This window comes from Bacillus cereus group sp. MG16 (assembly GCF_040459875.1).
Lineage (GTDB): Bacteria > Bacillota > Bacilli > Bacillales > Bacillaceae_G > Bacillus_A > Bacillus_A paranthracis.
Map to the genome: position 1 here is coordinate 1561053 of NZ_JARVHE010000001.1, position 21868 is coordinate 1582920.

Consider the following 21868-nt stretch of genomic DNA (forward strand, 5'->3'; position numbering starts at 1 on the left):
ACCGGAAAGGGTGGCTTCTTTCTTGCACCCTAGTCTCACATGACTAGGGTATTTTTATGCGAAGGTTGTTATAAAAATACAAAAGTGGTAACATAAAAATCAGAAAGATGAGGGATGACGATGAGCCATTTGTTAACGATGAGTGAATTATCGGAAGTAGAAATTTCAGAAATCCTAAAAGACGCAGAAGATTTTGCGAATGGGAAAGAAAGCAAAACGACAGAGCAAACTTTTGTTGCAAACTTGTTCTTTGAGAATAGTACGAGAACAAGATTTAGCTTTGAAGTTGCTGAGAAGAGATTAGGACTTGATGTTTTAAACTTTTCAGCTGATGCATCTAGCGTACAAAAAGGAGAAACATTATACGATACGATAAGAACACTAGAATCAATCGGAACAAAAGCAGTGGTCATCCGCCACGAGCAAGATCGCTACTTCGATGAACTAAAAGATCAGGTGAATATTCCAATCTTAAACGCTGGAGATGGATGTGGAAACCACCCAACGCAGTGCTTACTCGACCTTCTTACAATTAAACAAGAGTTTGGAAGATTTGAAGGATTGAAGATTGCGATAGTAGGAGATGTTCGTCATAGCCGAGTAGCACGTTCGAATGCAGAAGCATTAACGAAACTGGGTGCAACAATTTACTTCGCAAGTCCAGAAGAGTGGAAAGATGAAGACAACACATTTGGAACATACAAACCATTAGATGAGCTTGTTCCAGAAGTGGATGTAATGATGTTACTTCGTGTACAACATGAGCGTCATGATCATTATGAAACAGACATTATGAAAGAGTATCATGAGAAACACGGATTAACAGTGGAAAGAGAACAGCGTATGAAAGAAGGAAGCATTATTATGCATCCAGCTCCTGTAAACCGAGATGTTGAAATTGCAAGTGAACTTGTTGAGTGTGAGCGTTCACGCATATTTAAACAAATGGAAAATGGAGTTTACGTAAGAATGGCTGTACTAAAACGCGCCTTACCAAATGTATTAGGAGGAATGAAACATGAATTACTTGTTTAAAAATGGTCGTTATATGAATGAAGAAGGAAAAATCGTAGCAACAGATCTTCTCGTACAAGACGGTAAAATCGCTAAGGTAGCAGAAAATATTACGGCAGATAATGCTGAAGTAATCGATGTGAACGGAAAGTTAATCGCACCTGGATTAGTAGATGTACATGTACACCTTCGTGAACCAGGTGGTGAACATAAAGAAACAATTGAAACAGGTACACTAGCAGCGGCAAAAGGTGGATTCACTACAATTTGTGCAATGCCAAATACACGCCCAGTACCAGATTGTAGAGAACATATGGAAGACTTACAAAATCGTATTAAAGAAAAAGCGCATGTTAACGTATTACCATATGGAGCAATTACAGTACGTCAAGCTGGTTCTGAAATGACAGATTTCGAAACGTTAAAAGAACTTGGAGCATTTGCTTTCACTGATGACGGTGTAGGCGTACAAGATGCTAGCATGATGTTAGCCGCTATGAAACGTGCAGCGAAATTAAATATGGCAGTAGTTGCGCACTGTGAAGAGAATACTCTTATTAATAAAGGTTGTGTACATGAAGGGAAGTTTTCTGAGAAACACGGATTAAACGGTATCCCATCAGTATGTGAATCTGTACATATTGCAAGGGATATACTGCTTGCTGAAGCGGCAGATTGTCACTATCACGTATGTCACGTAAGTACGAAAGGCTCTGTACGTGTAATCCGTGATGCAAAGCGCGCTGGAATTAAAGTAACAGCAGAAGTAACACCTCATCACCTAGTGTTATGTGAAGATGATATCCCATCAGCTGACCCTAACTTTAAAATGAACCCACCGCTTCGTGGAAAAGAAGATCATGCAGCATTAATTGAAGGTTTATTAGATGGAACAATCGATATGATCGCAACTGATCATGCACCGCATACAGCAGAAGAGAAAGCACAAGGAATTGAAAGAGCACCATTCGGAATTACTGGTTTTGAAACAGCATTCCCGCTTTTATACACAAACCTTGTGAAAAAAGAAATTATTACATTAGAACAATTAATTCAATTCTTAACAGAAAAGCCAGCTGATACATTCGGCTTAGAAGTAGGTCGCCTGAAAGAAGGTAGAACAGCTGATATTACAATTATTGATTTAGAACAAGAAGAAGAGATTGACCCAACAACATTCTTATCAAAAGGAAAAAATACACCATTCGCAGGTTGGAAATGTAAAGGATGGCCGGTAATGACAATCGTTGGTGGTAAGATCGCATGGCAAAAGGAGAGTGCATTAGTATGAAAAGACAACTTATCTTAGAAGATGGAACAGTATTAATTGGAACAGGTTTCGGAGGAGAAATCGAAAAGTCAGGTGAGGTTGTATTTACAACAGGAATGACTGGATATCAAGAAACATTATCTGATCCATCATATTGCGGTCAAATTGTAACATTCACGTACCCATTAATCGGAAACTACGGCATCAACCGTGACGATTTTGAATCGATTCACCCATCTGTAAATGGTTTAATCGTAAACGAAATTTGTGATCACCCATCAAACTTCCGTAATGAAATTTCGTTAAATGACTACTTAAAAGAAAGAAACATCCCAGGATTAGCAGGGATTGATACGAGAAAATTAACGAGAAAAATTCGTCAATACGGTACATTACGCGGACGCCTTTGTAATATGGATGCAGATGTAGAATACATCGTGAGTCAATTAAAAGCGACAGTATTTACAGATCATGTGAAACGCGTATCAACGAAAGATCCATACCCAAGCCCAGGCCGCGGACATCGCGTTGTACTAGTAGACTTCGGTATGAAACATGGTATTTTAAGAGAATTAAATAAACGTGATTGCGATGTGATTGTAGTTCCTTACAACACAACAGCTGAAGAAATTTTACGCCTTAGCCCAGATGGGATTATGCTAAGTAACGGACCTGGGGATCCAAAAGATGTACCAGAAGCAATTGAAATGTTAAAAGACATTATCGGTAAAGTTCCTTTATTCGGAATTTGCCTAGGACATCAATTGTTCGCTCTAGCATCTGGTGCGAATACAAGTAAGTTAAAATTCGGCCACCGTGGGTTAAACCATCCAGTAAAAAATCTTGCAACTGGAAAAGTAGCAATTACATCTCAAAACCATGGTTACGCAGTAGAAGAAGAATCAGTTGAAAATACAGAACTTGAAATTACACATGTTGCTTTAAATGATGGAACAGTAGAAGGCCTTCGTCATAAGAAGTTCCCTGCATTTACAGTACAATACCATCCAGAAGCTTCAGCGGGACCAGAAGATGCAAATGATTTATTCGAAGATTTCTTAACAATGATTGAAAACTTCAAGAAAGAAGGGGAAGAGTTATGCCAAAACGCCTAGACATTAACACAATTTTAGTAATCGGATCGGGACCAATTGTAATTGGGCAAGCAGCGGAGTTTGACTACTCTGGTACACAAGCTTGTCAATCTCTTAAAGAGGAAGGTTACAAAGTAATCCTTGTTAACTCTAACCCAGCAACAATTATGACCGATACTGCAACAGCAGATAAAGTATACATTGAGCCTTTAACATTAGAATTCGTAAGCCGAATCATTCGTAAAGAACGTCCAGATGCAATCTTACCAACATTAGGTGGTCAAACAGGTTTAAACATGGCTGTTGAACTTGCAAAATCAGGCGTACTTGAAGAGTGCGGAGTTGAAATTTTAGGAACAAAATTATCAGCAATCGAGCAAGCGGAAGATCGTGATTTGTTCCGTACATTAATGCAAGATTTAAATGAACCAACACCACCAAGTGAAATCATTCATAACCTTGATGAAGCATATAGCTTTGTAAACGAAATTGGTTATCCAGTAATCGTTCGTCCAGCATTCACATTAGGCGGAACGGGCGGCGGAATTTGCCATAACGAAGAAGAGTTAATTGAAATCGTAACAAGTGGTTTAAAACATAGCCCAGTAACACAATGTTTATTAGAGAAAAGTATTGCTGGTTGTAAAGAAATTGAATATGAAGTAATGCGTGATTCAAATGATAACGCGATTGTAGTATGTAACATGGAAAACATCGATCCAGTTGGTGTTCATACAGGTGATTCTATCGTTGTAGCACCGAGCCAAACGCTAAGCGACCGTGAATACCAAATGTTACGTAATACTTCATTACGAATTATTCGTGCACTAGGAATTGAAGGTGGATGTAACGTTCAGCTTGCACTAGATCCATATAGCTTCCAATACTATGTAATCGAAGTAAACCCACGTGTAAGTCGTTCATCTGCATTAGCATCTAAAGCAACTGGATATCCAATTGCGAAATTAGCAGCGAAAATTGCAGTCGGCTTAACATTAGATGAAATCGTAAACCCAGTAACACAAAAAACTTACGCTTGCTTCGAGCCAGCATTAGACTATGTTGTTTCAAAAATTCCACGCTGGCCATTTGATAAGTTTGAATCAGCGAACAGAACACTTGGAACGCAAATGAAAGCAACTGGTGAGGTTATGTCAATCGGACGTAACTTAGAAGAATCATTATTAAAAGCGGTTCGTTCTTTAGAGCTTGGCATTTATCACTTAGAATTAGACCACTTAAAAGAACTTGATAAAGAAACAATGAAAAAACGCATTATTAAAGCAGATGATGAGCGACTGTTTATCGTAGCAGAAGCAATTCGTCAAGGTGTAACGAAAGAAGAGATTAACGAATGGTGTGAAATGGACTTCTTCTTCTTACAAAAAGTTGAAAACATCGTAAATATGGAACGCGAAGTAAAAGCGAATGTAGGAAATATGGAAGTACTACAAACCGCAAAAGAAATGGGCTTCAGCGATCACTACATCGCAGCAGCTTGGAACAAAACGGAGCGCGAAATTTACGATATGCGTAAAGAAAATAATATGACGCCAGTATTCAAAATGGTAGATACTTGTGCGGCAGAGTTTGAATCTGCAACACCGTATTACTACAGCACATACGCTGAGGAAAACGAATCAATTGTAACAGATCGTAAGAGTGTAGTAGTTCTAGGATCTGGTCCGATCCGCATTGGTCAAGGTGTTGAGTTTGACTATGCAACAGTTCACTCAGTATGGGCAATTAAAGAAGCTGGATATGAAGCGATTATCATTAACAATAACCCAGAAACTGTTTCAACAGACTTCAGTATTTCTGACAAATTATACTTTGAACCATTAACGATTGAAGATGTAATGCACATCATCGATTTAGAAAAACCAGAAGGTGTTATCGTTCAGTTCGGTGGACAAACGGCGATTAACTTAGCGGCAAAATTAGAAGAACATGGTGTGAAGATTTTAGGAACATCACTTGAAGACTTAGACCGTGCAGAAGATCGAGATAAATTCGAAGCTGCTTTAACAAAACTTGGTATCCCACAACCAGTTGGTAAAACAGCAACGACTGTAGAACAAGCGGTAGCAATCGCAGAAGAAATTGGTTACCCAGTATTAGTAAGACCATCTTACGTACTAGGTGGACGTGCGATGGAAATCGTATATCGTCAAGAAGAACTACTGCACTACATGAAAAATGCAGTTAAAGTTCACGCAGATCACCCAGTATTAATCGACCGTTACATGGTCGGTAAAGAAATTGAAGTAGATGCAATTTCAGACGGTGAGAATGTATTCATTCCAGGTATTATGGAACATATTGAACGCGCTGGAGTTCACTCTGGTGACTCAATTGGAGTATATCCACCACAAAGCTTATCTGAAAAATTAAAAGAACAAATTATTGAACATACAATTGCACTTGGAAAAGGATTAAACATTGTTGGATTACTAAATATCCAGTTTGTAGTATTCGAAGATCAAGTGTACGTAATTGAAGTAAATCCACGTGCGAGCCGTACAGTACCATTCTTAAGTAAAATTACAGGTGTACCAATGGCAAACGTTGCAACGAAAGTTATTCTAGGGCAAGACCTAGTAGAGCAAGGATACGGAACGGGCTATCACCCAGAAGAGAAAGAAGTATATGTAAAAGCTCCGGTATTCTCATTTGCGAAATTACGCTCAGTGGATACAACATTAGGACCTGAAATGAAATCAACAGGGGAAGTAATGGGTAAAGATTTAACGCTTGAAAAAGCATTATACAAAGGGTTAGTTGCTTCTGGAATTAACATCCCAACGCACGGATCAGTAATCATTACTGTAGCGGATAAAGATAAAGAAGAGGCGATGGAAATTGCAAAACGTTTCCATGAAATCGGCTATAACTTATTAGCAACAGCTGGAACAGCAAAATCGTTAACAGAGCAAAATATCCCAGTACAAGTTGTAAACAAAATTGATTCTGAGGACTACAACTTACTAGATATTATCCGCCAAGGAAAAGCACAGTTTGTAATCAATACATTAACAAAAGGCAAACAACCAGCGCGTGATGGTTTCCGCATTCGCCGTGAATCAGTAGAAAATGGTGTAGCTTGCTTAACATCACTTGATACAACGAGAGCAATCTTACGAGTATTAGAATCTATGACATTCTCAGCTCATTCAATGAAAGAAATTACGCAAACAAAGCGTCACGAGGTGGTACATGCATGATGCAAAAGCAAAATATGATCGTCGTTAATCAAAAAGAAATCGCAAAGAACATTTACGAATTAGTGCTTCAAGGAACTTTAGTACAGCAAATGAACGAACCAGGGCAGTTTGTACACATTAAGGTAGCAGAGGGCATTGCGCCCCTTCTGCGCCGCCCAATTAGTATTTGTAATGTAGATCAAGAGAAGAACGAATTTACAATGCTATATCGTGCGGAAGGACAAGGGACAAAAACATTAGCAACTAGAAAACAAGGTGAAATGGTAGATGTATTAGGACCATTAGGACACGGTTTTCCTGTAGAAGAAGCAGAAGCTGGTCAAACAGCTTTACTAGTAGGCGGGGGGATTGGTGTACCACCACTTTATGAATTATCACAGCGCCTCGTTGCAAAAGGTGTACGTGTGATTCACATCTTAGGTTTTCAAACGAAAGATGTAGTTTTCTATGAAGAAAAATTTGCAGAACTTGGTGATACGTACGTTGCGACAGTAGACGGTACACACGGTACAAAAGGATTTGTCACAGATGTAATTGATCATTACGGAATTGACTTTGATATTCTTTATTCATGTGGTCCGTTAGCGATGCTTCGTGCATTAGAAGGACGTTACAAAGAGAAAAAAGCCTATATTTCATTAGAAGAACGTATGGGCTGTGGTATTGGAGCTTGTTTCGCATGTGTATGCCACTTACAAGAAGATCCAAGTGGACATTCTTACAAGAAGGTGTGTAGCGACGGACCAGTATTTCCAATCGGGGAGGTTGTACTATGAACAGATTGCAAGTTGAATTACCGGGATTATCATTAAAAAATCCAATTATACCAGCATCTGGATGCTTTGGGTTTGGTCGTGAATATGCACAGTTTTACGATTTAAGTGTACTAGGATCAATCATGATTAAAGCGACGACAGAACAACCACGCTATGGAAATCCTACGCCTCGTGTTGCTGAAACACCAGGCGGCATGTTAAATGCAATCGGACTTCAAAACCCAGGATTAGAAAAAGTAATGAATTCTGAATTACCATGGTTAGAACAATTTGACCTTCCAATCATTGCAAACGTTGCAGGTTCACAAGCTGAGGATTACGTAGCGGTTGCAAAGGAAATTTCTAAAGCGCCTAATGTCCATGCACTGGAATTAAATATTTCTTGTCCAAACGTAAAAACAGGTGGTATCGCCTTTGGTACAAATCCTGAAATTGCTGCTGATTTAACGAAGCGAGTAAAAGAGGTTTCTGAAGTACCTGTATACGTGAAGTTGTCACCGAACGTGGCAAACATTGTGGAAATTGCAAAAGCGATTGAAAATGCAGGTGCAGATGGTTTAACGATGATTAATACATTGCTTGGTATGCGTCTAGATTTAAAAACAGCTAAACCAATTTTAGCAAACCGTACAGGCGGATTATCAGGTCCTGCGATTAAGCCAGTAGCAATTCGTATGGTACATGAAGTAAGCCAAGCGGTTAACATTCCAATTATCGGAATGGGTGGTATTGAAACAGCGGAAGATGTAATCGAATTCTTCTACGCTGGCGCAAGCGCAGTTGCAGTAGGTACAGCGAACTTTATCGATCCATTCGTATGTCCGACAATTATTGAAGAGTTACCAGCATTACTAGATGAATTAGGATTTGATCACATTTCGGAATGTCAAGGAAGGAGCTGGAAGCAAACATGTCACAGTCGTTAATCGTTGCACTAGATTTCCCAGGGAAACAAGATGTAGAACAATTCTTGCGCCACTTTGAAGGGGAAGAGTTATTTGTCAAAGTTGGTATGGAGTTATTTTACAAAGAAGGCCCTGCGATTATTACGTACTTAAAAGAAAAAGGGCATAAGATCTTTCTAGATTTAAAACTTCATGATATTCCAAATACGGTAAAAAGCGCTATGCGTAGCCTAGCTAGTCTAGATGTTGATATGGTAAATGTTCATGCTGCTGGGGGAAGCAGCATGATGAAAGCTGCGATTGAGGGATTAGAGGAAGGTAAGCAAGAAGGAAAAGAGAGACCGATTTGTATTGCAGTTACACAACTAACAAGCACTTCGGAAGCTATGATGAAAAAAGAGATCGGCATTGAGAAAACGTTAGAAGAAGCGGTTGCTCATTATGCAAAACTAACGAAAGAAAGTGGACTTGATGGCGTTGTTTGCTCAACACTTGAAGTTCCAAAATTACGTGAAGTATGCGGAAATGAATTTGTAACAGTAACACCAGGGATTCGTCTTGCAAGCGATGATGTAAATGATCAGGTGCGCGTAGCAACACCGAAACGTGCGAGGGAACTTGGCTCAAGCTATATCGTAGTTGGACGTAGTATTACAAAAGCAGAAAATCCGCTTGAAGCGTATAAAACAGTAAAACAACAGTGGGAAGGTGTAACAGTATGAAAAAAGAAATCGTATCGCATTTATTAGAAATTGGAGCAGTATTTTTACAACCAAATGATCCATTCACATGGTCTTCAGGTATGAAATCACCAATTTATTGTGATAACCGTTTAACTTTATCTTATCCGAAAGTACGTCAAGCAATTGCAGCTGGATTAGAAGAGTTAATTAAAGAGCACTTCCCAACTGTAGAAGTTATTGCAGGAACAGCAACTGCTGGTATTGCGCACGCTGCATGGGTAAGTGATCGTATGGATTTACCAATGTGCTACGTACGTAGTAAAGCAAAAGGTCATGGTAAAGGGAACCAAATCGAAGGAAAAGCTGAAAAAGGTCAAAAAGTAGTAGTAGTAGAAGACTTAATTTCAACTGGCGGAAGTGCTATTACATGTGTAGAAGCACTTCGCGAAGCTGGCTGTGAAGTATTAGGAATCGTATCAATCTTCACATACGAGCTAGAAGCAGGAAAAGAAAAGTTAGAAGCAGCGAACGTAGTATCATATTCTTTAAGTGATTACAGTGCATTAACTGAAGTTGCAGCAGAAAAAGGTATGATCGGACAAGCTGAAACGAAAAAATTACAAGAGTGGCGTAAAAATCCAGCTAACGAAGCTTGGATCACAGCGTAACACGAAAAAAGACGACTGCGGGGGAACGCGGTCGTCTTTTTATATCACTGTTAAAACTTCATGTAAAGAGCATATAGTAGGAATATTGTACTTGAGTTGCGAGTTATCCCGATTTAACCATATCCCTTGCATTCCAGCTGCTGTACTACTAATTGCATCTATCTCTAATCGATCACCAATATAATAGCAATCTTTCATTTCAAGATTCGATTGTAATACAGTTCTTTGAAAAATTTTAGGGTTTGGTTTCGATATGCCAAGTTCACTAGAAGTAAATATGTATTTGAAATATTGTAGAATGTTTAGAGCAGTTAACTTTTCGACTTGTTGCTCATATTCAACGTTGCTAATGATACCTAATGAGTGTCCTTTTTCCTGTAAGGTCTGTAATGTATAGTTTACATCTTCAAACGTAGTCCAGTTGTTCTTATATAGTTCTATATATTGATTGAATCTGTGCTGAGATTCCTCAGGTGATAAGTTTAATCCATATGTTTTAAATAAATGATACATTCGAATCCTTTGTTGTTCTTGAAAAGATAATTCCTTGGATAAAAATTTGTTGAAATATTCTTCGGATAATTCATGCCAGACTTTTGTGGCCTCTAATTCATTACCTGAAAAAATAGTACTATATACTTGAAAGAAATCTATAATACCATTTCTTTCAGTGGCCTCATAATCAAGTAAAGTTCCATCGACATCAAAGAAAATCATATGACAATCTCCTCGTTAAAAACTATTTAGCGCTGTCCGCAACTTCATGTCCTCTCACAAACAATAAAGTCATATAAGAAACAATAAATGAGAAGATGCTATACATGCCAATCCAAAAGAAAAACTTCGGAGTAAAGGCGATAACACCTATTATTAAAAAACTAGCAAACGTTACAATCGGCATGATGTAATACGTTTTCGTCTTGCGGGTTCCAACAACAGAAATGATAAAGATAAGTAACGGACAAATTAATAAGACGAAAATCAATTCATTCATAGTTATGTCCCCTTTTCTAATGGAAGTAATCTGTTTCTCGTAAACGTTTAAAAAAATACTCTCTTAATATAACTTCGCTAACATGTATATAATCCCTTTTGAAAGTCAGTAATAAATGCTGGATTTCATCATAAAAAGCGTAAGCAAAAGAAAACTTGCTTACGCTATAGAATAAACATCGCAACGATCGTGGTGACAATTAAGCCAATCCCAACTGGTAAAAAGTTTCGACGTGCAAGTTCAAATGGATCGACTTTACAAATCGCAGCGGCAGGAATAAGTGCCCAAGGAATTAAAGTCCCGCCCCCGGTCCATATAGCTGCAATTTGCCCGAGTGCTGTTAATGTAGCTGTTCCATGGCCAAGTGCTGTTCCAAAAAGATTGGCAATGGAACCAGCAAGTGATATACCTGAAAAACCTGATCCATCTAAGCCGGTAATGACACCAACGATAGTTAATGTCCCTGCCGATACATATTGATTTAAAGGAACAGTTTGAGATAAAGCGATGCCTAAGTCGTTAATGATTCCGTGTGAACCTTTCGGTAAATAGTCCCCGATAATTTTCAAAAAGCCACTATCTCCTAAATAAAAGAGTGCAGCGATAGGAATAACTGGTCCGAAAATTTTAAAGCCAAATTGGAGCCCTTCTATAAAGTAATCGGTCGTTTTATTCAGTCCATTACCTTTGTAGGCGATGAGAGAAATGATGATAATCATAATAACAGTTGTTCCGCCGATAAGTGCAGTTGCGTCGCTTCCTTGTAGTTTAAATTGAATCATGCAAAGGATATCGATGGCATATACGATCGGAATACAAATAGCGAGCCATTTTTTTGTCCGAGGAGATAATGAAGTGAGCGTTTTAGAAGACGCAGTTGATGAAATAGACTCTTGTATAGATAAGCCTGTATGAAATTCTTTTCGTAAGAAGAAAAAAGCGACGGAAGTTGTCACAATGCCCATAACGATAACGAGTGGAACACTTGCAGAAACAACGCTAGAAACAGGAAGACCAGCAGCGTCTGCGGTTAATTTTGGTGCGCCTTGTATAACGAAGTCGCCGGATAAAGCAATCCCATGACCGAATAAGTTCATAGCAATTGCCACTCCAATTGGCGGAAGACCGACACGTACAGCAACCGGTAATAAAATAGCTCCCATTAAGGCAACAGCTGGAGAAGGCCAAAAGAAGAAAGAAATTGTCATCATCAAAAGACCGATAATCCAGTAGGCGAGGGTAGGGGTACGAATCATCTTTGTAAATGGTGAAATCATCGTATCATTTATGCCGGTATGAACGAGTAAATTGCTCATGGATACGATAATGGAAATGATTAATATAGTTGGTAATAGCTCAGTAATAGCGTAAATAAAACTTTGAAAAATGCCGCTAACGGCAAGAGGGATAGAACTTGTAGCAGTTAATGCTAATAAAAAGATGAAAACGATACAAATAATCGTCGTATCCTTTCGGAAAATAAAAAAGATAATAATGGTGAGTAAACAAATAACATAGAGAGCGTGTAATAGCGTTAATTCAACTCCCATAACATTCACATCCTTAGGCAATCGTGTAGTTTATTGTATGAAAGTAGGGGAAGTATGTGAGTATAGGAAAAAGAAAAAGTGAAATTTCATGTACTGTAATGGTAAGAATGATAAATGGATGTTACAATCCAATTAATTCCAAAAATAGAATTCAAGGAGGGCTTATGCACAAAAAAATTGGATTTTGGGGATTTATCATATCTTGTAGTCTATTAATTATTTTAAACCTGTTTACAAACAATGAATGGATCAGTATTATACCTGTTTTCGGATTTGTTTTTGTACTGTTATATAACTGGGATGATATGAAACAATATAGTAAGAAAAATATCGGAATTATGATAGGTACCATTGTTGTTTTCTCATTTTTCGTAGGAGTTATTTTAATAGAAGGGCAGAAGCAAATGGAGAAAATGTCTATTTTTCAAGAGTGGATGTCTTCTGCGAAGGGGCTTTATATTGTCATTGTAGTTGTTGTTTTTCTAAGAATTGTTATAAGGATAACAAGATACATATTAAAGGGAAAGTAGAATGGTGGAGTATGAATGAGAGAGAAAATTGGGTATTATGGTGTGCTCGTTTGTTTGCTATTATCAGTTATTTCAGGGCAATTTCTTAACAGTGCATGGGTGCTAGTTATATTATGTATAGGGGTATTGGTTTTTGCTCCTATGTATCGCTGGGACGAGTGGAAAGTATACAGTCGAAAAAAGAAAATTGTTTTCAGCATCGAGTTTGGTATTATAATTAGCACGATTCCATTTTCGTTACTGAAGGGAAATGAAATAATAGATGGAATTGTAATGTTTCAAGGATGGTTATTTTTTGCGAAATTGTTATATTTAATATGCATTTTAATAGTGGTAGCGCTAGTCGTTAAAAAAGTAAATGAAAAGCTATTCGCTAACGAATAGAAAATGCCACCAAATAAGGTGGCATTTTCTCATTTTATTGAATGAGCTTTTTGCATCTTCTTAATTAAACGAATTTGTCCGCGATGATTGATTTCATCTTCAAATACGTGAAACCATTTAAAATAGTTATTTGCTTGTTTGTCATACCAAAAGTCTGTCGTTTTAAACAGCCATTCATCAGGTAACGATTGGAATGTTTCAATTGTTTTGGAACGTACTTCTTGTAATGTATCAATATAAAATTCTATAGAGTTTCCTTTTATTTTCTCACGTCCAAGAGCTTCTAACTCGAGGCCAGGTAACCATCTTTCTAGTTCGGCCTCCGTTGGTTCGCGGTCTTCAAAAGTATGAATCTGGTAGTAAAATTCAACAGCAGCCATGTGATATAATAGCATGCCGATTGAATTTGCTTCCTCGTTATATAAATAATCAAGTTCTTCCATTGTTAAATCTTCCACCGCTTGCATTGTTGTATAGCGAGCGTAATTCATCATGGAAACTAGTTTGGAAAATTCAGGATGTAAACTATCGATTTTATCTATTACAAAGTTCAATTACAATTCCCCCTCTTTAAACGAATACTCCAGAGAAGGAATTCTATGTGCAGAGAAAAAATCCTGTTGAAAATTTCAAAATATTAACAAGGGATTACAATTAGTTCTCTATTTGATTTTGTAATAACTTCATATCCGTCTTTTGTAATGACAATATCATCTTCAATTCTACAACCGCCCCAGTTCGGTATGTAAATACCTGGTTCAACTGTAACGACCATACCCTCTTCTAAAGTAGCCTTACTTTCTTGGGATAGGCGGAGAGGTTCATGAATTTCTAATCCAAGACCATGACCAGTAGAATGTCCAAAATATTGACCGTATCCATGCTCAGTAATGTAGTTTCTCGTTATATCATCGATACGTTTTGCAGTTTCTCCAGGTTTAATCGCTTCAGTCCCGCGTTTTAATGCTTCAAGTACAATATTGTATATCTTTTTGAATTCTTCTGATGGTTCCCCGATTACTACAGTACGTGTTATATCGGAACAATATCCGTCGTAAAGTGCACCGAAATCTAATGTAACGATGTCGCCTCGTTCAATTATTTTATTTGATGCAACTCCATGTGGAAGGGAAGAACGAACACCAGAAGCTACAATAATTTGAAATGATGAAGATGCAGCACCTTTTTTTCGCATGAAAAATTCTAATTCATCTCGTACAGTATTTTCACTTATTCCCGGTTTTAGAAACGTAAGAATGTGGTGAAATGCTTCGTCCGCAATATTAGCTGCAATTTTCATTGTTTCTATTTCAGGTGTGTCTTTAATGATACGAATATTTTCGATAATTTCGCACACTTGAATCATTTCTGCCTGTACGTACTTTTGCAAGTTTTTATATTGTTGCAATGTCATGTTGTTTTCTTCAATTCCAAGCTTTTGAATGTTTAATTTTGATACTTGATTTGCAACTTCTTCCTCTAAATTTCCTTTATGCATAATAATTTCAGCATCTTTTATTTGTGATTTTGCTTGATCTACATAGCGGAAATCTGTTATAAAAACAGCTTGATCGGCAGAGATTAAGACGGCGCCAGCACTACCTGTAAAGCCTGTTGCATATTGGCGGTTTTCTTTTTTTGTAATAAGTAACCCGTCAATTTCATAGTTCTGTAGTTGATTTTGGATTTTATTAATTTTTAAAGTCATATTAATTCCCCCTATTCACAGTATTGTATAAAGCAAATAGTGTGCCAAAGTGTATATTTGAAGAAAGGATAAGAACTACATATATTTAAGTTGAAGTGAAAAAATAGCTAGCCACTTGTAGGAGACAGGTCATTTATAAATAATTGGTAGGGATGAAGAAACATTGATTTGAGTTGTGCTTTATATACATACTGTAAAAAATTTTATACAGATATGGAATAACACTGTCAATCTTTTTGACAATATATAAAATGACAAAAGAAAGATATTACGAACTAATGGAAAAGAATAAAAAATGCGCTGCTTATAAGCAACGCATTTTTTTATTTAAGCTTTTAATTTCATTACAGTATCAGCATCTGGTGTTACATAAACAGTTTGCTGATTGTCGTACGTAACAAAACCAAGTTTTGCACCACTCGGTTTTTTCACATGGCGTATTTTGGTGAAATCAACAGGTACAGAACTAGACTCTTTTGCTTTACTGTAATAAGCAGCAATTTTGGCAGCTTCTAGTAAAGTTTCTTCAGCAGGTTCTAAAGAACGAATGACAACGTGAGAACCAGGTATATCTTTCGTATGTAACCAAATTTCATCACGACGGGCAAATTTCGTTGTTAAATAATCATTTTGTTTATTGTTTTTACCGACGAAAATCTCTGTGCCATCACTTGCTACATATTTATCTAATACTGGTTTAGTAGGCTTTTTCTTTCCGTTTTTCGTTTTACGATTGCGCATATAACCTTCTTCAGCTAATTCCTCACGAATTTCTTCAATATCTTTTGAAGAAGCAGCTTCCATTTGTTGAAGTAAGCTATCAAAATAAAGAATTTCTTCCTTTGTTTTTTCGATTTGTTCTTCTACAACAACAACGGAATTTTTCGCTTTTTGGTACTTTTGGAAATAGCGTTGTGCATTTTCAGATGGCGTTTTTAAAGGATCTAATGCGATCTTTACAGTTCCACCATTTTCATCATAATAGTTAACGACTTCAATATCTTTATCGCCTTTTTTCAAAGCGTACATATTGGCTGTAAGTAGTTCTCCAAATAGTTGATATTTATCTGCTTTTCCAGCATCTTGTAATGTTTTTTCTAGTTTAATGAGTTTTTTCTCATTTTTATTTTTTTCGTTTTGCATAAAGCGCTCTAAATCATGAGCTTGTTGTTTTACACGGTCACGCTCTGCTTTTCCAAAAAAGAAACGGTCTAGCAATTCACTAACAGATGAAAATGTCTTGTCTTCTCCAGCTAAGTGCGCAAGAGGGAAAAGATAAAAGAATTCTTTCCCATTTGAAGTAGTCATTGTTGGTGAATATGTATGAGTTAATAATGGTTTTTGTATGGAGAAAAATGCGTCAGCTAATGCTTTTTCATTTACCATACCTGCTTTTTTCACTACTTCTTTTGCGAATAACGGTGATATTCCGGTAAAGGTTCCGACTAGCTGTTTATCCATGTTTCCAGATAGAAAGTCTAGCGGTCTAATAAATTCATCATTTGTTTCGATCTGAAGTGGGTTGATTTTATGTTGTGCTGGTGGTGCAATATATTCAGCTCCAGCGTATACAGTTCGATGTCGGTTTACTGCTAAGGAAACGTGTTTTAAGCTATCTAAAATATTGTTTGTTTTTGTGTCTACTAAAATGATGTTACTATGTCGTCCCATAATTTCAATTACTAATGTTTTTAGCGATTCATCACCAATTTCATTTCTGCTACGAACGGTAATTTGAATAATACGCTCTAAATCAATTTGTTCAATTTTTTCAATGAATCCACCTTCTAAATGCTTACGAAGAAGCATACAGAACATTGGCGGAAGTGCAGGTGAATCATAATTTTGATTTGTTAAGTGTAAACGTGCATATGTCGGATGAGCGGAAAGAATCAGTTTTTGATTTTTTCCGTTTGCTCGAATATGTAATAAAATCTCGTATTTTGAAGGTTGATATATTTTTGAAATTCTTCCCGTGTAAAGAGAATTTGCAATTTCATGTGTAATCGCTCTTGTAAATAATCCATCGAATGCCATAAATGAACACTCCTTTCTAACTAAAAGTTAATTATAGCATTTTTTTGGACGAGGCTGAATAAGCTTTCAATAGAGTATGTCTGGAATCAGGAGGTCGATAGCAGGATGAACTGGTATGGAATGCGTGCACATGAAGTGGAAGAAAGAACGAATACGAATGTGAAGGTTGGACTTACAGAGAAAGAAGCAGAAGGGCGAATAAAAAAATTTGGTACAAATGAACTAGATGAAGCAAAAAGGCCTTCTGCACTAATGGTATTTTTGGCGCAATTTAAAGATTTTATGGTGCTTGTTTTGTTTGGTGCAACAATCGTTTCGGCTTTTTTAGGGGAATACATTGATTCTATTGCGATTGTGGCAATTGTTATTATCAATGGTATTCTCGGATTTTTTCAAGAAAGAAAGGCTGAAAAGTCCTTGGAAGCTTTAAAAGAGCTAGCCGCCCCACAAGTAACTGTACTGCGAAATGGAAAGTGGGTAAAGGCACCGTCTAAAGCACTCGTTTTAGGTGATGTTATTAAATTTTCTAGTGGCGATCGTATTGGAGCTGATGTACGTCTTGTTGAGGCGTCGAGTTTATATATTGAAGAATCAGCTTTAACAGGAGAGTCAGTTCCAGTGCAGAAGAAAGTAGAAGCGTTGCAAGGGCAAGATGTTTCAATTGGTGATCAAAAAAATATGGCTTTTATGGGTACGATGATTACACGAGGGTCTGGAACAGGAGTCGTTGTAGCAACGGGTATGAATACAGCGATGGGCCAAATTGCAAATATGTTGCAAAATGCAGAGCAAATGGAAACACCATTGCAAAGAAGATTAGAGCAACTTGGGAAAATATTAATTATTGTGGCTCTTATTTTGACAGCGCTTGTCGTGTTAGCTGGTGTGTATCAAGGGAATGAAGTATATCATATGTTTTTAGCTGGCGTGTCGCTAGCTGTTGCTGCTATTCCAGAAGGGTTACCAGCAATCGTTACAGTAGCTTTATCGCTTGGTGTACAGCGTATGATAAAAAAGAGAGCAATTGTAAGGAAGTTACCAGCAGTAGAAACGTTAGGCTGTGCTTCTGTCATATGCTCTGATAAAACAGGAACGATGACGCAAAACAAAATGATGGTAACACATATGTGGTCAGGTGGAGAATTGTGGAAAGTGACAGGCCAAGGGTATGAACCTAATGGCTCTTTTATGAAAGGTGAAAAAGAAATTAATCCAGCTAAGACGAAATCACTTTATCAACTACTTACATTTGGTTCGCTATGTAATAACGCAAATATTATTCAAAAGAAAAAGGCGTATGTATTAGATGGAGATCCAACTGAGGGGGCGCTTGTAGCTGCAGCAATGAAAGCGGGGATAACGCGTGAGGCGCTGAAAGGGAAATTTGAAATTATTCGTGAATTTCCGTTTGATTCAACTCGAAAAATGATGAGTGTTATTGTACGAGATCGAGAGGGGAAAAAGTTTGTCGTTACGAAGGGAGCACCAGATGTCCTTCTGCAAATGAGTCAAACGATTTTATGGGGGGATAAGCAGCAACCATTAAGTGAGTTGTATAGAAAAGAAGTACAGACGGCTATTCATAGCTTAGGTAGTCAAGCACTTCGAACAATTGCAGTTGCTTTTAAGCCTTTAAAAGTAACAGACTCAATTGAACATGAAAGAGACGTTGAAAAAGATTTTATGTTAGTTGGAATACAAGGAATGATTGATCCGCCAAGACCAGAAGTAGAGCGGGCAGTAAAAGAGTGCAGAGAAGCTGGTATTCGAACAGTGATGATTACAGGTGATCATAAAGTGACTGCAATGGCGATTGCAGAACAATTAAGCATTTTACCACCAGGTGGACGCGTTGTTGAAGGGGTAGAACTCGCAACTATGGATGTAGAAGAATTAGAAAATGTTGTAGAAGATACGTATGTATTTGCTCGTGTATCACCAGAACATAAATTGAAAATTGTTAAGGCGTTGCAAAATAAAGGACATATAGTGGCGATGACAGGTGATGGAGTAAACGATGCTCCGGCTATAAAAACTGCGGATATTGGGATAGCGATGGGAATTACAGGGACAGATGTTGCAAAAGAAGCTTCATCTCTCGTATTGCTGGACGATAATTTCGCTACGATAAAATCAGCAATTAAAGAAGGTAGAAATATATACGAGAACATACGTAAGTTTATTCGTTATTTATTAGCATCGAACGTTGGAGAAATTTTGGTCATGTTATTTGCCATGTTACTTGCACTACCGCTGCCGATGGTTCCAATTCAAATTTTATGGGTGAATTTAGTTACTGACGGTTTACCGGCGATGGCATTAGGTTTGGATAAGGCCGAGGGAGACGTGATGAAGAGAACGCCGCGTCATCCGAAAGAAGGGGTATTTGCTAGAGGGCTTGCCTGGAAAATTATAAGTCGTGGCTTTCTAATTGGGGCAGTGACGCTAGTAGCATTTATTATTGCGTATAATCAACATCCAAATGAACTGAAATATGCACAAACTGTAGCGTTTGCAACATTGGTACTTGCGCAGCTGATTCATGTATTTGATTGCCGAAGTGAGCATTCTGTTTTCCACCGCAATCCGTTTGGAAATGTGTATTTAGTAGGAGCGGTTATCATTTCATTACTACTCATGCTAGTCGTTATATATTATCCACCGTTACAACCGATTTTTAGCACGATGCCAATACAAGCGAGAGATTGGTTGTTAATTGGAGGTTTATCGTCAATTCCGACCTTCTTATTAGTAGGCTCTTTATTAACAGGGAAAAAGGGGAAGAAGGAAAAGCCAATATTATATAAGAAGGGATTAAACTTGAAATAGTCAATGATATGAAAATGTGATATAATTTACAGAAGGTAGTAGAGCCTTGTCTCTATTACCTTTTTCATTGAGTTATTTCATGGCTTGGATGTGATAAAAAATGATTTGTAGTATGACAGGATTTGGAAGGTCGAAAGTAGAGAGTGATACTTTTCAAATTATAGTAGAAATGAAATCGGTGAACCACCGTTTTCTAGAGATGAGTATTCGACTACCGAAGCAAATGACGGTATTTGAAGACAAAATTCGTAAAATAATTGCACAGCAAGTTCGCCGTGGACGTATTGAAGTGTCTATTAGTATAGCGGGTGAAGGGCTTGTTGAAAGAAAATTAAGTGTGAATTGGTCGCTTCTTGAGCAGTACCAATCAATTATGGAAGATATAAAAGGAAAATTTCAATTACAAGATTCTATTACACTCGAGCAATTAATGGCAATGCCAGAAGTAACAGCGATTGAAGAGGTAGAAAACGTAAATGAACAATTTGAGAACAGTTTATATGAGGCTGTTCGCCAAGCTGCTCATATGTTAAAAACGATGAGAGATGGCGAAGGAGAACGATTACATAAAGATATAGCGTATCGCTTACAAGAGATTCATAATTGTGTAAATGCTATTATTCCGCATGCACCAATTGTTACACAAAAATATCGTGAACGATTAGAAAATCGCTTAAAGGAATTACATAATCAAGATCTAGATGAACAAAGATTGCTAACAGAAGTTGCAATCTTTGCTGAGCGTTGTGATATTCACGAAGAGTTAGTTCGTTTGCAAAGTCATTTAGAACAATTCCGTGAAACACTGCAGGTTGAAGAGCCTGTTGGAAGAAAAATGGATTTCATCGTGCAAGAGATGCATAGAGAAATTAATACGATTGGTTCTAAGGCAAATGACTTAACAATTTCAAAATATGTTGTAGAAATGAAAAATAACCTTGAAAAAATTCGTGAACAAGTACAAAATATTGAGTAGCTTTCAAAAAATATATAAAGTTATACGTGGTGGAGAAATCGGATAGACTTACTAGGAGGCGCAAACTATGGCCATGAGGTTTTTAAATATTGGATACGGAAATATTGTATCTGCTCATCGAATTATTGCTATTGTAAGTCCGGAGTCAGCTCCTATTAAACGAACAGTACAGGAAGCACGCGAACATAATGCTTTGCTTGATGCTACGTATGGGAGAAAAACAAGGGCGGTTATTGTTATGGATGATGGGCATGTTGTATTAAGTCCAATTCAGCCAGAGACGATTGCACATCGTTTGAATAATAAAGAAGATTTAAGTGAGGAAGGGTAGGTTTTACATATTTATGAGAAGTAGAAGAGGATTGCTCATCGTTCTTTCAGGACCTTCTGGGGTTGGTAAAGGAACGGTTCGAAAAGAGCTGTTTAGTCATGAGGATACACGTTTTCAGTACTCCATTTCAGTAACGACACGTAAGCCACGTGAAGGTGAAGTGGATGGTGTGGATTATTTCTTTAAAGAGAGAGAAGAATTTGAGGAAATGATTCGTAATGAAAAATTACTTGAGTGGGCTGAGTTCGTAGGTAATTATTACGGAACACCAATTGACTATGTTGAAAAAACATTACAAGAAGGAAAAGATGTATTCTTAGAAATTGAAGTGCAAGGAGCAATTCAAGTTAAGAAAGCTTTCCCAGAAGGTGTATTTATTTTCTTAGCACCTCCAAGTTTATCTGAACTAAAGAACCGAATTGTCGGTCGTGGTACAGAAACTGAAGATGTTATTGAAAATCGTTTAACGGTAGCGAAAGAAGAAATTGATATGATGGACGCTTACGACTACGTTGTAGAAAACGACCAAGTTGAACTAGCTTGTGAAAGAATTAAAGCAATTGTGGTTGGCGAACATTGCCGCCGCGAAAGAGTAGCAAAATATTATAAAGAAATGACGGAGGGTCTATAATTATGTTAAATCCATCAATTGATTCATTATTAACAAAAATCGATTCTAAATATACACTTGTAACAGTGGCTGCAAAACGTGCGCGCGAAATGCAACTTGCTAATAACTGTGTTGTAGAAAAACCAGTTTCTCATAAATGTGTAGGTAAAGCATTAGAAGAAATCGATATTGAAGCGTTAAGCTACGTACCAAGTGAAGATAAAGTAACTGAATAAGACTTTGTCTTCGACAATTTAAAACATAGACTTTATAATTTTCTATGTA

Annotated in this window: 21 protein-coding genes; 15 read left to right on the top strand and 6 right to left on the bottom strand. The window is 37.4% G+C overall.

Annotated elements, in window-relative coordinates; translation table 11 throughout:
- Positions 1 to 120 precede the first annotated feature (120 nt).
- From pyrB to pyrE, 8 genes are read left to right on the top strand one after another with little or no spacing between them, the layout of a single operon-like run.
- Positions 121 to 1035 carry an aspartate carbamoyltransferase gene (pyrB, locus tag QCI73_RS08250; protein WP_000018853.1) on the top strand — a complete coding sequence of 305 codons (915 nt, stop codon included), beginning with the start codon at positions 121 to 123 and terminating at the stop codon, positions 1033 to 1035.
- Entirely contained in the window at positions 1019 to 2305 is a 1287-nt protein-coding gene (gene pyrC, locus QCI73_RS08255; protein ID WP_353822741.1) for a dihydroorotase, read from the top strand. Before pyrB ends, pyrC begins: the two co-directional genes overlap by 17 nt.
- Positions 2302 to 3399 (top strand): carbamoyl phosphate synthase small subunit, encoded by a 1098-nt coding sequence (locus tag QCI73_RS08260; RefSeq protein WP_000828682.1) that lies wholly within the window; start codon positions 2302 to 2304, stop codon positions 3397 to 3399. Before pyrC ends, QCI73_RS08260 begins: the two co-directional genes overlap by 4 nt.
- Complete coding sequence (gene carB, locus QCI73_RS08265; protein ID WP_061131594.1) at positions 3384 to 6602, top strand: carbamoyl-phosphate synthase large subunit; 3219 nt, start codon at positions 3384 to 3386, stop codon at positions 6600 to 6602. Before QCI73_RS08260 ends, carB begins: the two co-directional genes overlap by 16 nt.
- Positions 6599 to 7378: a dihydroorotate oxidase B electron transfer subunit gene (gene pyrK / locus QCI73_RS08270; protein WP_000983358.1), complete on the top strand. Its 780-nt coding sequence runs from the start codon at positions 6599 to 6601 to the stop codon at positions 7376 to 7378. The genes carB and pyrK overlap by 4 nt, the downstream gene beginning before the upstream one ends.
- Complete coding sequence (gene pyrD, locus QCI73_RS08275; RefSeq protein WP_001081057.1) at positions 7375 to 8304, top strand: dihydroorotate oxidase B catalytic subunit; 930 nt, start codon at positions 7375 to 7377, stop codon at positions 8302 to 8304. Before pyrK ends, pyrD begins: the two co-directional genes overlap by 4 nt.
- Positions 8289 to 9005: an orotidine-5'-phosphate decarboxylase gene (gene pyrF, locus QCI73_RS08280; protein ID WP_000083496.1), complete on the top strand. Its 717-nt coding sequence runs from the start codon at positions 8289 to 8291 to the stop codon at positions 9003 to 9005. The genes pyrD and pyrF overlap by 16 nt, the downstream gene beginning before the upstream one ends.
- Positions 9002 to 9634 carry an orotate phosphoribosyltransferase gene (gene pyrE, locus QCI73_RS08285; protein WP_353822742.1) on the top strand — a complete coding sequence of 211 codons (633 nt, stop codon included), beginning with the start codon at positions 9002 to 9004 and terminating at the stop codon, positions 9632 to 9634. Before pyrF ends, pyrE begins: the two co-directional genes overlap by 4 nt.
- A 39-nt stretch (positions 9635 to 9673) precedes the next feature.
- Here pyrE and QCI73_RS08290 read toward each other — a convergent pair whose 3' ends face one another.
- The 3 genes from QCI73_RS08290 to QCI73_RS08300 form a co-directional block, all read right to left on the bottom strand.
- Positions 9674 to 10351, bottom strand: coding sequence for an HAD family hydrolase (locus QCI73_RS08290; protein ID WP_353822743.1), 678 nt, complete (start codon positions 10349 to 10351; stop codon positions 9674 to 9676).
- A 22-nt stretch (positions 10352 to 10373) separates the two neighbouring features.
- Positions 10374 to 10628, bottom strand: coding sequence for a YbeF family protein (locus tag QCI73_RS08295; protein WP_327922586.1), 255 nt, complete (start codon positions 10626 to 10628; stop codon positions 10374 to 10376).
- Between the two features lie 164 nt (positions 10629 to 10792).
- On the bottom strand, positions 10793 to 12178 hold the full coding sequence (locus QCI73_RS08300; RefSeq protein ID WP_327922587.1) for a hypothetical protein: 1386 nt from the start codon (positions 12176 to 12178) through the stop codon (positions 10793 to 10795).
- Positions 12179 to 12276: 98 nt separating this feature from the next.
- Between QCI73_RS08300 and QCI73_RS08305 the strand changes: the two genes are divergently transcribed.
- Both QCI73_RS08305 and QCI73_RS08310 read left to right on the top strand, forming a co-directional pair.
- Positions 12277 to 12708 carry a YoqO family protein gene (locus QCI73_RS08305; protein WP_353824098.1) on the top strand — a complete coding sequence of 144 codons (432 nt, stop codon included), beginning with the start codon at positions 12277 to 12279 and terminating at the stop codon, positions 12706 to 12708.
- A 15-nt stretch (positions 12709 to 12723) separates the two neighbouring features.
- Positions 12724 to 13092 (top strand): YoqO family protein, encoded by a 369-nt coding sequence (locus QCI73_RS08310; protein WP_327922589.1) that lies wholly within the window; start codon positions 12724 to 12726, stop codon positions 13090 to 13092.
- 29 nt (positions 13093 to 13121) lie between these two features.
- Here the strand turns inward: QCI73_RS08310 and QCI73_RS08315 are convergent, their stop codons facing one another.
- The 3 genes from QCI73_RS08315 to QCI73_RS08325 all read right to left on the bottom strand — a co-directional run bounded on the left by QCI73_RS08315 (position 13122) and on the right by QCI73_RS08325 (position 16837).
- Entirely contained in the window at positions 13122 to 13646 is a 525-nt protein-coding gene (locus tag QCI73_RS08315; RefSeq protein ID WP_318581903.1) for a DinB family protein, read from the bottom strand.
- Between the two features lie 83 nt (positions 13647 to 13729).
- Entirely contained in the window at positions 13730 to 14800 is a 1071-nt protein-coding gene (locus tag QCI73_RS08320) for a M24 family metallopeptidase (RefSeq protein WP_327922590.1), read from the bottom strand.
- Positions 14801 to 15127: 327 nt separating this feature from the next.
- Complete coding sequence (locus tag QCI73_RS08325) at positions 15128 to 16837, bottom strand: Rqc2 family fibronectin-binding protein (RefSeq protein ID WP_000863254.1); 1710 nt, start codon at positions 16835 to 16837, stop codon at positions 15128 to 15130.
- Positions 16838 to 16942: 105 nt separating this feature from the next.
- On the opposite strand from QCI73_RS08325, the gene QCI73_RS08330 reads away from it, so the two are divergent.
- The 5 genes from QCI73_RS08330 (at position 16943) to rpoZ (ending at position 21819) form a co-directional block, all read left to right on the top strand.
- Positions 16943 to 19666: a calcium-translocating P-type ATPase, SERCA-type gene (locus QCI73_RS08330; protein WP_353822744.1), complete on the top strand. Its 2724-nt coding sequence runs from the start codon at positions 16943 to 16945 to the stop codon at positions 19664 to 19666.
- Positions 19667 to 19766: 100 nt separating this feature from the next.
- On the top strand, positions 19767 to 20642 hold the full coding sequence (locus QCI73_RS08335) for a YicC/YloC family endoribonuclease (protein ID WP_353822745.1): 876 nt from the start codon (positions 19767 to 19769) through the stop codon (positions 20640 to 20642).
- Positions 20643 to 20709: 67 nt separating this feature from the next.
- Positions 20710 to 20973, top strand: coding sequence for an extracellular matrix/biofilm regulator RemA (remA, locus tag QCI73_RS08340; protein WP_001251456.1), 264 nt, complete (start codon positions 20710 to 20712; stop codon positions 20971 to 20973).
- 13 nt (positions 20974 to 20986) lie between these two features.
- Positions 20987 to 21604 carry a guanylate kinase gene (gene gmk, locus QCI73_RS08345; RefSeq protein WP_001257738.1) on the top strand — a complete coding sequence of 206 codons (618 nt, stop codon included), beginning with the start codon at positions 20987 to 20989 and terminating at the stop codon, positions 21602 to 21604.
- Positions 21605 to 21606: 2 nt separating this feature from the next.
- On the top strand, positions 21607 to 21819 hold the full coding sequence (rpoZ, locus tag QCI73_RS08350; RefSeq protein ID WP_000933969.1) for a DNA-directed RNA polymerase subunit omega: 213 nt from the start codon (positions 21607 to 21609) through the stop codon (positions 21817 to 21819).
- Positions 21820 to 21868: the final 49 nt, after the last annotated feature.